Raw genomic sequence first — 11,929 nt, forward strand, 5'->3', positions numbered from 1 at the left:
CAATCTCTGTACGGTGTACAGTTCAGGATAACACAACTCTGTACACCGTAGAGAGAACGTGATGACTGACGCGGACCACACCGGCACGGGCGATCCACGGCGGACCATCGAACTGCTCTGGGGCGTACGCGACAAGCCCCGTCGCGGCCCCAAGCCGAAGCTCACCGTCGAGGAGATCGTCACCGCCTCGATCGAGCTGGCCGACACCGAGGGCATCACCGCGCTGTCGGTGCGCCGGGGCGCGGAGAAGCTCGGTGTCTCCCCCATGACGATCTACACCTACATCCCCGGCCGAGCCGAACTGCTCGACCTGATGATCGACCGGGTCCACGGCGAACTGACCGATCCGCCGGAGAGTCACGACTGGCGGGTCACGATGACGATCCTCGCCGAGGACGCGTGGGAGATGTACCACCGGCATCCGTGGATGCTCCAGCTCACCACCGGCCGCCTCCCCCTCGGCCCGCACACCTTCGCCAAACACGAACGCGAGCTGAAGGCCGTCGACGCGATCGGCCTCACCGACCTGGAGATGGACGCCGTCGTGGCGATGGTCAACGGATTCGTCCAGGGCATCGCACGCGGCTCGGTCGAATCGGCCAGTCTCGTTCGGCGGTCCGGGATGACGGACATGGAGTGGTGGACGGCCAGCGCGCCCGTGCTCGCGGAGATCCCCGAAGCCGACGCCGGCCTGTTCCCGCTCGCGGCGCGCATAGGGCAGGCCGCCGGGGAGACGCACGGTGCGGCGAGCGCGCCGCTGCACACCTTCCGGTTCGGCCTGGCGCGGATCCTGGACGGGGTCGAGCAGCTGGTGAACGGCGACTCCGGTGCCTCGGGGATCGAGCTGCCGTCGTGAGCGATGCCGGCGGTCGGTGGCGGGGTGAAAGCTCCCTTCGCCGCGTCTAATGCGGTGAACGGAGCCTTCACCCACCGACCACCGGCACCACTCACGACGCGAAAGCCACTTTCGCGACGCCTGATGTCCCGAAAGTGGCTTTCGCGACACGTATGCCCCCAGCGGCGACCCCGGGAAGACAGGCATTTCACCGCACGAGAGTGTCCCTTGTGGACCCTCGCGGGTACAGCCGTCACTTCCCGCGTCGTCGCAGCACGCGGTAGACCAGCCACAGCGCCAGCGCGACCGGCGTCAGGACCGCCGTGAACAGGATTCCCCCGAACATCCCGTAGCCGTGCGGATCGAAGGACAAGCCGGTCGCGCTGAGCACCACGCGGGCGACGAGCAGCACGATCACCGCGGCGACGCAGACGAACGCGCCGAGCACGACGCGTCGTAACACCGTCCGCGATGTGCTCTCCATATCGGTCACTCCGGGTCGGGCGTGCAGACGGTCAAGAACGACTTCCGGTTCTCCCGCTCGACGCCCGCCGCGTCGAGCCAGCCGCTCCGGCCGAACAGGTAGGTCCCGGCCGGATGCTGGGCCGACTCCCGCAGCACCTGGGCGACGTCGGCCTTGGCGCCATTCGCTTTCGGGCCGTCGACGGCGACATTGATCGAACTCGCCTTGGTCCAGTCGTAAGCCGCGGGCAGCGGTGTCTGCACCTGGAGCGGGCTCTCGGTGTCCGGAAAGGACACCCCGAGCAGGTCAAGGCGCTCGACCCGCACCCCCGGCTGGGGCGCGGCCCACACCTGCTCGGTGCTCGCCTGGGTGCCGGAGTCGAACGTCAGCCGCAGGCCTGTGACGCCCTCGCACGGAGTGCCGGTCCACAGTTTCAGGACGCCGTCGTCCACGCGGAACCCGGCCTCCGGTGGCAGCGACGGCGCGAACTGCGCCTTGGTGTCGCACGCCGCGGTCACCGCCAGCACGAGCACGGCGGCGCAGGCGACGCGCGACGCCCTAGTGGTATCCGCCATCAGTGAGTCCCGCGTCTTCCTCGGTTTCGTTGCCGCCGGTGACCTGCTCCCACGCGTAGGAGGCGAGGAAGCCGGCATAACCTTCGCGCGCCCATTGCTGGGAATGGCGCTCCTCGTGGTGCAGCAACCTGTCCAGGTCGAGCGAACCCTGGGACGCGCCTTTGTCGTCCTCGTACCAGGCGTGCCCCGACTTGACGACCTCCCGCAGTTGCTGCGCCGGATCCTTCGCGTCGTCGATGTTCAGCATGAACGTGTCGCCCCAGGCGGTTCCGCCCTGCTGGCTGAACTGGTCCTGGATGAGGTTCCCGCCGAGGCCCATCATCATGCCGTTCGGGGTGGTCACCAGCCGCCCGCCGTTGCCGTGCACGAAGCCGACGTCGTCGTCGTAGCTCCAGGAGTTCTCCCGCTGCCGCTCGGTGATCCGCCGCAGCTCCTCGGATCCGTACGGCGTCGGCGCGAAGTCGGTCTTCTCGCCTTCGGTTCCGTAGTCGGTGCCCGCGTTCATGATGTAGGTCATCCGGACGGCCTTGGCGGCGTCGTCCCCGCTGATGTCGGTCGGCATCAGGAAGTACGACTTGAAGGTCCCGTCGCCGTCTTCGTCCTCGCGGATCTCTTCCATGCCGTCGAGGACCTTGAAGTCCTCGGGCGTGATGTCGTGTTCGTCGGCGATCTTCTTGATGGTGTCGATCGATACGCCCCGGCGTACGGCGTTCTCGAGCCACTGCCGGTAGTGCCCGGACGCGGGTGGCCCGGTCAGCAGCCCCGCTTCGCGCAGGGACTGCTCCATCTCGATCACCTTGGCGTCGATCTCCCCGCTCTTCTTCGCTTCCGCGAGGGTGGTCGCTCCGTCGTCGCTGACCTTGCCGTCCTGCGCGAGTTGCATCACGCGGGCGAGGGCGACGTCGATGTTGTTCGCCGCCGTGAGGATCGCCTTGGTTTCCTGCTCCAGCTGCTTCCTGATGGTTTCGCGGTGCCGCCGGGACTCGGCGTACTCTTCGGCCTCGAACCGCGATTTCGGGGGCGGGTCGGCAGGCTTGTCGTCCACGAGCGCCCCGTCCGCGGCGATGCGGAACTGGTAGGTGTGGGCGAGGGAGTCGTTGTTGGCGACCCTGCTCTTGAGGGTGGTCACCTCGTCCGACGCGTTCTGCAGGGCGGTTTCGACGGCGGACAGTTCCGCGACCAGCACCTCGGCCTTGTTCCGCGTGTCGCCCAGCGAACCACGGGCGCTCTCGCCGGCCGGGCCGCGCCAGTCGGGCAGTTTCCGGGCGTCGTCGAGTTCGTCCTGCAACCCGATGAGCTTGTCCCGCCGCCCAGCCAGGTTGGTGGCCGTCGTGTCGAGCGCCTCGGCGTCCCATTTGCGGACGTCGTCGTAACCGATCGTCATCCTCCGAAAGCCTCCTTCGCGGAGTTCTCGTTTTCGGAGTAGGTGTTCGCGGCCTTCGTGATCGAGTCGCTCCAGCCGTTGATCTCGCCGGCCCACCCCTTCGCGCGTTCGGTGAACGTCGACGCCAGCGTGGGCGCGTTCTTCGCGGCCTCACCGCCGGGCAGCGCTGTCGCTATCGCGTCCAGGCCATTGCCCGGTTCCACGGCCCTGGCCTGGTCCGCGGCGGATCCCGCCGCCTTGGCCGCGTTCCGCAGCTGACCGATCTCGACCTCGTACCCGCTCACAGCCGCTGGACTCTACTTGAGCTCGGGGGCCTCCACAGGCGATTTGGGCGATTCTTCGACGACCGGAGGGCGGGCGAGCTCGGCCAGCTGCCGGACGACGTCGTCGTACCGCGCCTGATCCGCGACGGCGCGGGCCTGCGCCCGCTCCAGTTCTTCGGCCAGCGCCGCCGCCCGGGCTTCGGCGAGGCTCCTGGCCGTGTGTTCTTCCGCAAGTGACGCGCGGACGCGGTCGAGCTCGCCCCGGAGCCCGGCCGATTCCTCCCGCGCGGCGGCACAGTCCTTTTCGGACACAGTCGCCCTGGCCTTCGCTTCGTCGAGCCGGTCCAGCAGTGCTTCGAGCTCGGCGACCGCACGGGCTAGTGCCGTGTCGCGCTCGCCCAGCTCCGCCGCCAGCCGGGTCTTCTCCTCCCGGACGGCGGCGAAGTCCTCGCGCAGCGTCCGGAGGTCGGCGACCAGCGCGTCGCGCGCGCGTTCGGCCGCCACGGTGGCGGCTTCCGCGGCGCCCCGGGCCCGTTCGTGGGCGGCGACTTCGGCCCACGAACGCTGGCGGGTCTCCTCCGCGTCCTTCAGTGCCTGCTCGGCGGTGCGTTCCGCTTTGGCCTTGGCCATCTTGTCGTCGCGGGACGCGGCCAGCGCGGTCGCGCGGGCGGTGTCGGCTTTGGCCGCGGCCTGCTGCGCGTCTTCGGCTTCGCGCCGGGCCGCGGCCGCGTCGGTTTCGGCTTCGGTGACCCGTCCCAGCGCGGCTTCGGCGGCGTTGTCGAATCGCGAACGCATGGCGTCCAGCAATTCCACCAGCGACGCCGCGGCCGGGGTGAACTCGTCGGCGATCCGGCGGACCTCCAGCAGCGGATCGGCCACGCTCGCCACGGCGGCCGCCCGCCGGGCGCGCGACGCGGCGTCGGCGTGGGTCTTGCTGCAGTAGGCCGAGGGCCTGCCGCCCTTGCGTTTCCCGTCGGCGTCCACCGCGGGCGGGGGCAAGGGATTCTCGCAGCCTTCCAGCGCGCACAGCCGGACCTCGTCGGCGTCCGTATCGATCACCGCAGCAGGGTAGCGCTGCCCGCCCGCGCGAAAAGCGAGGCAACGCCGGTAAGACCGCCGATAGGGTCGATCGCATGCGTGTCCTGTTCACCTTCGCCGGCGGCAACGGTCACTTCCGGCCGCTGCTCCCCCTCGCCCACGCGCTCGCCGACGCGGGCCACCGGATCGTGTTCACCGGCGAGCCGTTCATGGTCCCGATCGTCGAAGCGACGGGATTCACCGCGTTCCCGTCAGGGCCCAATCTCGGCAGTGACGGCCGCCGTCGGCCGTTGCTGCCCGTCGACAGGGACCGCGAGGACGCCGACCTCCGTGATGGGTTCGTCCGTCGCACCGCACCCTTGCGCGCGAACGACGTCTTGGCGCTCTGCGAGGACTGGACACCGGATCTGCTGGTCTGCGACGAAGCCGATCACGGCGCGATGATCGCGGCCGAGAAGCTCGGTCTCCCCCACGCGACCGTCCTGGTCATGGCGGCGGGCGTCCTCATCCGGCCCGGACTCGTCGACGACGCGCTCAACGAGGTCCGCGCCGCCCACGGGCTTGCCCCGCAGCGGGATCTCGAAATGGCCTACCGCCATCTCGTGCTCTCACCGTTCCCCGCGAGCTTCCGCGATCCACGGTTCCCGCTGCCGCCGACCTCGCAGCTGTTCCACGATCCCGTTCCCGGCCGTGGGCCGGTGCCGTACTGGTACGTCGAGGGCCGCAAGACGGTCTATTTCACCCTCGGCACGATCTTCAACACCGAATCCGGTGACCTGTTCGCCCGGGCGCTGGCCGGGCTGAAGGACGTCGACGCGACCTGTGTGGTGACCGTCGGGAATCTCATCGACCCCGCCGAGTTCGGCCCGCAACCGGAGCACATCCAACTCACGAGATACCTGCCGCAGGACGACGTCCTCCCGTACTGCGACGCGGCCCTCACCCACGGCGGTTCGGGCAGCCTTCTGGGCGCGATCGCCCACGGGCTGCCGATGGTGCTGCTCCCGATGGGCGCCGACCAGCCCCACAACGGCGACCGGGTCACCGAACTCGGGCTCGGCACCGTCCTCGACGTCCTCGAAGCCACGCCGGAAGACATCCGCGACGCCGTGACCACGGTGCTGAGGGAACCGTCCTACCGGGAGGCGGCCGCGCGGTTGCGCGACGAAGTCACCGCGTACCCGCCGCCGGAGAAGGTCGTGCCGCTCCTGGAGGGTCTGCTCCGGTGACGACCGAACTCGACGCCGCGATCACCCGGGCGTTCCGCGAGGAGTCGGGACAGGTGATCGCCACCCTGATCCGGATCACCGGCGACTGGGACCTGGCCGAGGAATGCGTCCAGGAGGCGTTCGCGCTCGCGTTGCGGACCTGGCCCCGCGACGGCGTCCCGGCCAAACCCGGCGCCTGGCTGACCACGGCGGCCCGCAACCGGGCCACCGACCGGATCCGGCGAGAGGCGGTCGGCGCGGCGAAACTGCGGGAAGCGGCCGCGCTGGACGTCCCCGCCGAACCGGATCAGGACGAGAGCGGTGTCCACGACGACAGGCTCCGGCTGATCTTCACCTGCTGCCACCCCGCACTGTCACTGGAAGGCCAGGTCGCGCTCGCGCTGCGGACCTTGGCCGGGCTCACCACCGCCGAGATCGCCCGCGCGTTCCTCGTCTCCGAGGCGACGATGTCTCAGCGGCTGGTCCGGGTGAAACGGAAGATCCGCACCGCGGGCATCCCGTACCGGGTGCCACCGGCGGAGCTGCTGCCCGAACGCACGGCCGCGGTACTGGGCATGCTGTACCTGCTGTTCAACGAGGGCTACTCGGCCAGCGCCGGCACCGATCTGCTCCGGCCCGACCTGTCCGCGGAAGCCATCCGGCTCGCCCGGATCCTCGCGGACCTGATGCCCGGCGAACCGGAGGTCCTCGGACTGCTGGCCTTGCTGCTCCTGCACGACGCCCGCCGTTCCACGCGCGTCGACGACGAAGGCACCCTCGTCTCGCTCGAAGACCAGGACCGCGGCCGCTGGAACACCGCCGAGATCACCGAAGGCACCGAACTGCTGGAGTCCGCGCTCCGCCGCGGCGTCCCCGGGCAGTACCAGATCCAGGCCGCCATCGCCGCCTGCCACGCGACCGCGGCCCACGCGGCCGAGACCGACTGGGCCCAGATCGCCGCCCTCTACGGGGAGCTGCTGCGTTTCGTGCCCTCGCCGGTCGTCGAGCTGAACCGCGCGGTCGCCGTCGCCATGGCCGAAGGCCCCGACGCCGGGCTCGTGCTGGTCGACAAGCTCGCCGGCAGTCTTCCGGGCTACCACCTGCTACCCGCGACCCGTGCGGACCTGCTGCGGCGCCTCGGCCGCATCGAGGAAGCCGCCGGCGCCTACCGCGAGGCGCTGGCACTCGCCGGTACCGACGTCGAGCGCGCCTACCTGTCGGGAAAACTCGCCGAAATCTCCTGACGCCGGGTGTCTGTCTCCGGTGTCGCCGTTCGTCGGTCGGGTGACAAGTCCCGACAGAGGAAGGGGTCATCCGATGGCCGTTCTCGACGTTCCCGGCGCCCGGCTGCACCACACCGTCACCGGCAGTGGTCCGGCGCTGCTGTGCATCCCCGGTGGTGCGGCCGATTCCGGTATGTTCGCGCCGATCGCGGGCCTGCTCGCGGAGCACTACACGGTGATCACCTACGACCCGCGCGGGATCTCCCGCAGCACCCTCGACGATCCCGGCGAGGAGCAGCGGATCGAGGTCCACGCCGACGACGCGCTCCGCCTGCTCGACAGCGTGAGCCCCGAACCCGCGGTGATCTTCGCGTCCAGCGGTGGTTGCATGCAGGCTTTCGAGCTCGTCGTCCGCCATCCCGGTCGGGTGCGGACGCTCTTCGCGCACGAACCGCCGCTGACGAGCCTGCTGGACGAGCAGCCCGACGTTGATCCCGACGAGCTACTGCGCATCCACCGCGAGCACGGCATCGAGGCGGCGATGGCGAAGTTCATGGCGGAGGCCGGTTTCGAGGCGGGCGAGGGTGCTCTCCCACCGGAGATGCGGAAGAACATGGAGTTCTTCGTCGTGCACCTGATGACGATGATCGGGAACTACACCCCGGACTACGCGGCCCTGAAGGCGTCGGGGACCCGGATCGTCATCGGAGCCGGCAAGGAGTCGGCAGGCCAGCCCGCCCACGAGGCCGCGGTGCTCGCCGCCGGCCGCCTCGGGGTGGAGCCTGCCTACTTCCCCGGAGACCACGGAGGTTTCGCCGCCGAGGCCGCCGCGTTCGCACCGCAGCTGCTGGAGATTCTCCGCACCTGACCCCGGTCAGGCGCGGACGTGCGCGATCAGCCCGCCCACCAGAGCGCCGAAGCCGCCGATCGCGGCCAAGGTCCGGATCAGGTTCCACCGTTCCCAAACACCCTCGAACTTCGCCCGCAGCGCCTCGAAGTCGGTGTCGTCACCGGCGAAACCGGCTTCGAGCGCGTTGTTCAACGGCACGTTGACCGCCATCGTCACGATCAGCATCACCAGCAGCAGGACGAACCCCGCGATGATCCACGGCAGAGCGGACCGCAGCTCCGACCGGAAGTGCAGCGCCGCGGCCGCCGCGGCGAGCAACGGCGCGCCGCCGAAGCCGATCGCGAACCAGCCGTTGAGGATGGCGATGTTGATCTCCCGCATCCCGGTCACATAGGTCCGGGCGTCGGCCCGGCCCAGTCCCGGCATGACCGAGCAGGTGTAGGCGTAGAACAAACCCGCGATCAACCCCGCCGTGATGACGGCCGCGATCAGGACGATCTCGCTCAGCGTCGCCATTCCTGTCGCCTCCCTTCCGATTCCCGTTCGTTTCACTGATTCCAGACCCCGGTGGCCGCGGCCTTCGCGGCGTACTCGGAGAAGTCCCTCGCGGGCCTGCCCAGCACCTTCTCGACGTCACCGGTTAGGGATTCGTTCCGGCCGTCGAGGACCCGGGTGAACAGGTCGGTCAGGCCCTCGATCTCTTCCTCCGGCACACCCTGTTCGGCCGCTCCCGCGGCGAACTCCGCCGGGGAAACCGGAACGTACTGGATCTCCCGCCCCGAAGCCTTGCCGATTTCCGCCGCCGCGTCCGCGAAACCCAGCAACCGGGGCCCGGTCAGCTCGTACACCTCGCCGTCGTGCCCGTCGGTGGTCAGCGCGGTCACCACGACGTCGACGATGTCCTCGACGTCGATGAACGGCTCGGTCACCTGCCCGGCCGGCAGCACGATCTGCCCGGCGAGCACCGGTTCCAGCAGGAAGTGCTCGCTGAAGTTCTGCGCGAACCAGCTGGCCCGCACGACCGTCCACTCGGCACCGGAGTCCCGCATCCCCTGTTCGCTGACCACGGCCTCCTCCTCGCCGCGGCCGGACAGCAGGACCAGACGCCGGACGCCATGTTCGACGGCCAGCTTCGAGAAGTCGCGGATCGCTTCGGCCGCACCGGGGAAGGCGAGATCGGGGTAGTAGGTCAGGTAAGCCGCGCTGATCCCGGTGACCGCCGCCGTCCAGGTCGACCGGTCGTTCCAGTCGAACCCGGGACGCGACGCCTTGCGGACCTCGATGCCCCGTTCGGTCAGGCGTTGCGCCACGCGGCTCCCCGTCTTGCCGGTAGCGCCGAGGACCAGGACCGTCTCGTTGTTCTTCGTCTCTGTCATGCCCCTAGTCAAGCGTCTCCGAATGAGACGGAACATAGCTCAAAGGCTCTTTTCCATGTTTCATCGTCTACACTTGGTCGGTATGGATCCCCTCGCCGGTCTGCTCGACGGACCCCGCGCCCGTGGCGCGTTCCTGCTGAAGTCGGTCATGACCCCGCCGTGGTCGCTGCGGATCGAGGACGAGGCACCGCTGACGGTGATGGCGCAGGTCCGCGGGGAGTCCTGGGTCGTGCCCGAGCACGGGGACGCGGTCCGCCTCGGCACCGGCGACATCGCCATCGCGCGCGGCCCGGACCCGTACCTCGTCGCGGACGACCCGGCCACGCCTCCGCAGGCGATGATCCTGCCGGGACAGGAATGCCTGACCCCGGACGGCCGGCACCTCACCGAGCTGTCCGATCTCGGCGTCCGCACCTGGGGCAGTGATCCGGACGGCCCCGTCGTCCTGCTCACCGGCACCTATCCCCTGGAAGGTGAGATCAGCAAACGGCTCCTCAACGCGCTGCCGTCACTGCTGGTCGTGCGGGACGACGAGTGGGACAACCCGCTCGTGGCGCTGCTGGCCGGGGAGATCGTCAAGGACACGCCCGGCCAGGAAGCCGTCTTGGACCGGGTGCTCGATCTGCTCCTGGTCGCCGCGCTGCGGACCTGGTTCGACCGGCCCGGCGCCGAAGCTCCCGCCTGGTATCGCGCGCACAGCGACCCGGTCGTCGGACGGGCACTGAAACTGTTGCAGCACAAGCCGTCCGAACCGTGGACCGTGGCGAGTCTCGCGGCCGACACCGGAGTCTCCCGCGCCGCGTTCGCCCGCCGGTTCACCGCCGCGGTGGGCGAACCGCCGATGGCGTACCTCGCGAGCTGGCGGATCGCGCTCGCCGCGGATCTCCTGCGCCAGCATCCCGACGTCACGATCGGCGCGGTCGCCCGCCAGGTCGGCTACGGCAGCTCGTTCGCGCTCAGCACCGCGTTCAAACGCGAACACGGCGTCAGCCCGCAGGGTTACCGCGCCGGCGTCGCGTAACGCTCGACCAGTTCCGCGCCGATCCGCGCGAGTTCCGCCTGGACCGACGGCGGCCCCAGTACTTCGATCATCGAGCCCCAGCCCGCGAGCTGCTGGGCGATCATCCACGCCACCGGCGCCGACACCGTCACCCGCACGCGACCGTCGTCGAGCGTCTCCTCCACAGTGGACTGGCGTCCGAAGTGGTCCTGGAGGATCGGCAGATGCCGTTGTGAGATGAGCACGGTCGCGTCCAGCCCCGAGCGGCGTTCCTCGACGCGGTCCACCACCTGCTCCCACGCCCTCGCCAGCTCGAAGTCGTCCGGGCGACCGGCCGGCAGGTCGCTGACCTCGGCGTCGGACATGCGGTCGACCCGGAAGGTGCGCTGGCCCTTCTCGGTGCCCGCGATGAGGTACCAGATGTCGTCCTTGTCCACGAGTCCCCACGGATCCACGACCCGCTCCACCGGTTCCGCACCCTTTTTCGCGTAGCCGAAGCGGACCTTGCGGCGCCGGACGATCCCGGACTGCAGCACGTCGAGCAGCTCGGGCCGTTCCTTCTCGCGCTCGCCCCAGCGCGACGGGTCGATGACGACCGCGTCCGCGGCGGCCTGCGCGTCGGCGCGGAAGGTGTCGGGCAGGGCCCGGACCAGCTTCCGCAGCGCGGATTTGACCTCGGGCGAGATCGACGCGGCCGGGCCCGCGAGCAGGAACAGCGCCTGGGCCTCCGACGCCGACAGTCCACTGAGGTCGGTCCGCGCGCCGCCGACCAGCGACCATCCACCGCCGCGACCGGGCTGCGGGTACACCGGCACACCCGCGGCGGACAACGCCTCCAGGTCGCGCCGGGCGGTGGCGACCGAGATCTCGAGTTCCCCGGCCAGTTCGGCAGCCGTGACGCGGCCACGAGCCTGCATCAGCAGGAGGGTGGCCACCAGGCGATCGGCACGCATGCGCCCAGTCTCGCAGGAAAACCGCTCACCCGGTGAACACTTTGCCGCCCGGGCTTGACCTTCACATCGATGTCAGGCCCTACGGTCACCGCACACCCCACCCGGAAGGAGAAGCCCATGGCAGGCGCAGTGATCATCGGTGCGGGACCGGGTATCGGCCGCTCGGTCGCGCACCGGTTCGCCCGGGAAGGACTGCCGATCACCGTGGTGACCCGCAGCGCTGCGACGCTGGAGCCGCTGGCCGCCGAGCTCGGGACCGTGCTGGCACTCACCGCCGACGTCACCGACGAAAAGTCCCTTAGATCCGCTCTCGACACTGCCGCGCGCGAGCACGGCGAACCCGACGTCGTGGTCTACAACGCGGCGATCATCCAGGCCGACGCCCCCGGAGAGCTTTCCGTCGAACGGCATCTCGCGGCGTGGTCGGTCAACGTCGTCGGAGCCATCACCACCGCGGCCCACGTCGCGCCGGGGATGGCCGAACGCGGTTCGGGCACCATCATCGTCACCGGCGGGATGCCCGAAGCCGTGCCCGCGTACACGAGCCTCTCACTCGGCAAGGCCGGTGTGCGGACGCTGGTTTCACTGCTGGACACACAGTTCGGCCCTTCGGGAGTGCACGTCGCCACGGTGACCGTCGCCGGCCCGGTCGCGAAAGGGACCGCGTTCGACCCCGACGACATCGCCGAGCACTATTGGCGGCTGCACATCCAGCCACGGGACGCCTGGCAGCAGGAGATCGTCCACAAAGGATAGAACGG

Annotated in this window: 14 protein-coding genes; 6 read left to right on the plus strand and 8 right to left on the minus strand. The window is 69.8% G+C overall.

Annotated features, from left to right (window positions below):
- Nucleotides 1-61 precede the first annotated feature (61 nt).
- Entirely contained in the window at nt 62-856 is a 795-nt protein-coding gene (locus ACXIZN_RS12545; RefSeq protein ID WP_457954492.1) for a TetR/AcrR family transcriptional regulator, read from the plus strand.
- 232 nt (nt 857-1,088) lie between these two features.
- Here ACXIZN_RS12545 and ACXIZN_RS12550 read toward each other — a convergent pair whose 3' ends face one another.
- Genes ACXIZN_RS12550 through ACXIZN_RS12570 form a run of 5 tightly spaced genes read right to left on the minus strand, consistent with a single transcriptional unit; the run spans nt 1,089 to nt 4,579 of the window.
- Nucleotides 1,089-1,319, minus strand: a complete 231-nt coding sequence (locus ACXIZN_RS12550) for a hypothetical protein (RefSeq protein WP_457954494.1) — start codon at nt 1,317-1,319, stop codon at nt 1,089-1,091.
- A gap of 5 nt (nt 1,320-1,324) precedes the next feature.
- Complete coding sequence (locus ACXIZN_RS12555) at nt 1,325-1,873, minus strand: hypothetical protein (RefSeq protein ID WP_457954496.1); 549 nt, start codon at nt 1,871-1,873, stop codon at nt 1,325-1,327.
- Nucleotides 1,857-3,257, minus strand: a complete 1,401-nt coding sequence (locus tag ACXIZN_RS12560; protein WP_457954497.1) for a hypothetical protein — start codon at nt 3,255-3,257, stop codon at nt 1,857-1,859. Before ACXIZN_RS12560 ends, ACXIZN_RS12555 begins: the two co-directional genes overlap by 17 nt.
- Entirely contained in the window at nt 3,254-3,541 is a 288-nt protein-coding gene (locus ACXIZN_RS12565; RefSeq protein ID WP_457954498.1) for a hypothetical protein, read from the minus strand. The genes ACXIZN_RS12560 and ACXIZN_RS12565 overlap by 4 nt, the downstream gene beginning before the upstream one ends.
- Before the next feature lie 12 nt (nt 3,542-3,553).
- Nucleotides 3,554-4,579 (minus strand): hypothetical protein, encoded by a 1,026-nt coding sequence (locus ACXIZN_RS12570; protein ID WP_457954499.1) that lies wholly within the window; start codon nt 4,577-4,579, stop codon nt 3,554-3,556.
- Nucleotides 4,580-4,653: 74 nt separating this feature from the next.
- On the opposite strand from ACXIZN_RS12570, the gene ACXIZN_RS12575 reads away from it, so the two are divergent.
- From ACXIZN_RS12575 to ACXIZN_RS12585, 3 genes are all read left to right on the plus strand, one after another.
- Nucleotides 4,654-5,787, plus strand: a complete 1,134-nt coding sequence (locus ACXIZN_RS12575) for a glycosyltransferase (RefSeq protein ID WP_457954500.1) — start codon at nt 4,654-4,656, stop codon at nt 5,785-5,787.
- The gene (locus ACXIZN_RS12580; RefSeq protein WP_457954502.1) at nt 5,784-7,010 is read left to right on the plus strand and encodes an RNA polymerase sigma factor; all 1,227 of its coding nucleotides are present in this window, start codon (nt 5,784-5,786) and stop codon (nt 7,008-7,010) included. The genes ACXIZN_RS12575 and ACXIZN_RS12580 overlap by 4 nt, the downstream gene beginning before the upstream one ends.
- A gap of 73 nt (nt 7,011-7,083) precedes the next feature.
- Nucleotides 7,084-7,857 (plus strand): alpha/beta fold hydrolase, encoded by a 774-nt coding sequence (locus ACXIZN_RS12585; RefSeq protein WP_457954503.1) that lies wholly within the window; start codon nt 7,084-7,086, stop codon nt 7,855-7,857.
- 6 nt (nt 7,858-7,863) lie between these two features.
- Here ACXIZN_RS12585 and ACXIZN_RS12590 read toward each other — a convergent pair whose 3' ends face one another.
- Entirely contained in the window at nt 7,864-8,355 is a 492-nt protein-coding gene (locus ACXIZN_RS12590; protein WP_457954505.1) for an anthrone oxygenase family protein, read from the minus strand.
- Between the two features lie 32 nt (nt 8,356-8,387).
- Nucleotides 8,388-9,215: an NmrA family transcriptional regulator gene (locus tag ACXIZN_RS12595; RefSeq protein WP_457954506.1), complete on the minus strand. Its 828-nt coding sequence runs from the start codon at nt 9,213-9,215 to the stop codon at nt 8,388-8,390.
- 82 nt (nt 9,216-9,297) lie between these two features.
- Between ACXIZN_RS12595 and ACXIZN_RS12600 the strand changes: the two genes are divergently transcribed.
- On the plus strand, nt 9,298-10,236 hold the full coding sequence (locus tag ACXIZN_RS12600; protein ID WP_457954508.1) for an AraC family transcriptional regulator: 939 nt from the start codon (nt 9,298-9,300) through the stop codon (nt 10,234-10,236).
- Here the strand turns inward: ACXIZN_RS12600 and ACXIZN_RS12605 are convergent.
- The gene (locus ACXIZN_RS12605) at nt 10,215-11,168 is read right to left on the minus strand and encodes a helix-turn-helix transcriptional regulator (RefSeq protein ID WP_457954510.1); all 954 of its coding nucleotides are present in this window, start codon (nt 11,166-11,168) and stop codon (nt 10,215-10,217) included. The genes ACXIZN_RS12600 and ACXIZN_RS12605 overlap by 22 nt on opposite strands.
- Before the next feature lie 117 nt (nt 11,169-11,285).
- Between ACXIZN_RS12605 and ACXIZN_RS12610 the strand changes: the two genes are divergently transcribed.
- Nucleotides 11,286-11,924 (plus strand): SDR family NAD(P)-dependent oxidoreductase, encoded by a 639-nt coding sequence (locus ACXIZN_RS12610; protein WP_457954511.1) that lies wholly within the window; start codon nt 11,286-11,288, stop codon nt 11,922-11,924.
- Nucleotides 11,925-11,929: the final 5 nt, after the last annotated feature.

Source organism: Amycolatopsis sp. TRM77291 (genome assembly GCF_054166285.1).

Coding starts and splice junctions, on each gene's coding strand:
- ACXIZN_RS12545 (WP_457954492.1), top strand. CDS start 62: ATGACTGACGCGGACCACACCGGCACGGGCGATCCACGGCGGACCATC.
- ACXIZN_RS12550 (WP_457954494.1), bottom strand. CDS start 1,319: ATGGAGAGCACATCGCGGACGGTGTTACGACGCGTCGTGCTCGGCGCG.
- ACXIZN_RS12555 (WP_457954496.1), bottom strand. CDS start 1,873: ATGGCGGATACCACTAGGGCGTCGCGCGTCGCCTGCGCCGCCGTGCTC.
- ACXIZN_RS12560 (WP_457954497.1), bottom strand. CDS start 3,257: ATGACGATCGGTTACGACGACGTCCGCAAATGGGACGCCGAGGCGCTC.
- ACXIZN_RS12575 (WP_457954500.1), top strand. CDS start 4,654: ATGCGTGTCCTGTTCACCTTCGCCGGCGGCAACGGTCACTTCCGGCCG.
- ACXIZN_RS12585 (WP_457954503.1), top strand. CDS start 7,084: ATGGCCGTTCTCGACGTTCCCGGCGCCCGGCTGCACCACACCGTCACC.
- ACXIZN_RS12590 (WP_457954505.1), bottom strand. CDS start 8,355: ATGGCGACGCTGAGCGAGATCGTCCTGATCGCGGCCGTCATCACGGCG.
- ACXIZN_RS12595 (WP_457954506.1), bottom strand. CDS start 9,215: ATGACAGAGACGAAGAACAACGAGACGGTCCTGGTCCTCGGCGCTACC.
- ACXIZN_RS12600 (WP_457954508.1), top strand. CDS start 9,298: ATGGATCCCCTCGCCGGTCTGCTCGACGGACCCCGCGCCCGTGGCGCG.
- ACXIZN_RS12605 (WP_457954510.1), bottom strand. CDS start 11,168: ATGCGTGCCGATCGCCTGGTGGCCACCCTCCTGCTGATGCAGGCTCGT.
- ACXIZN_RS12610 (WP_457954511.1), top strand. CDS start 11,286: ATGGCAGGCGCAGTGATCATCGGTGCGGGACCGGGTATCGGCCGCTCG.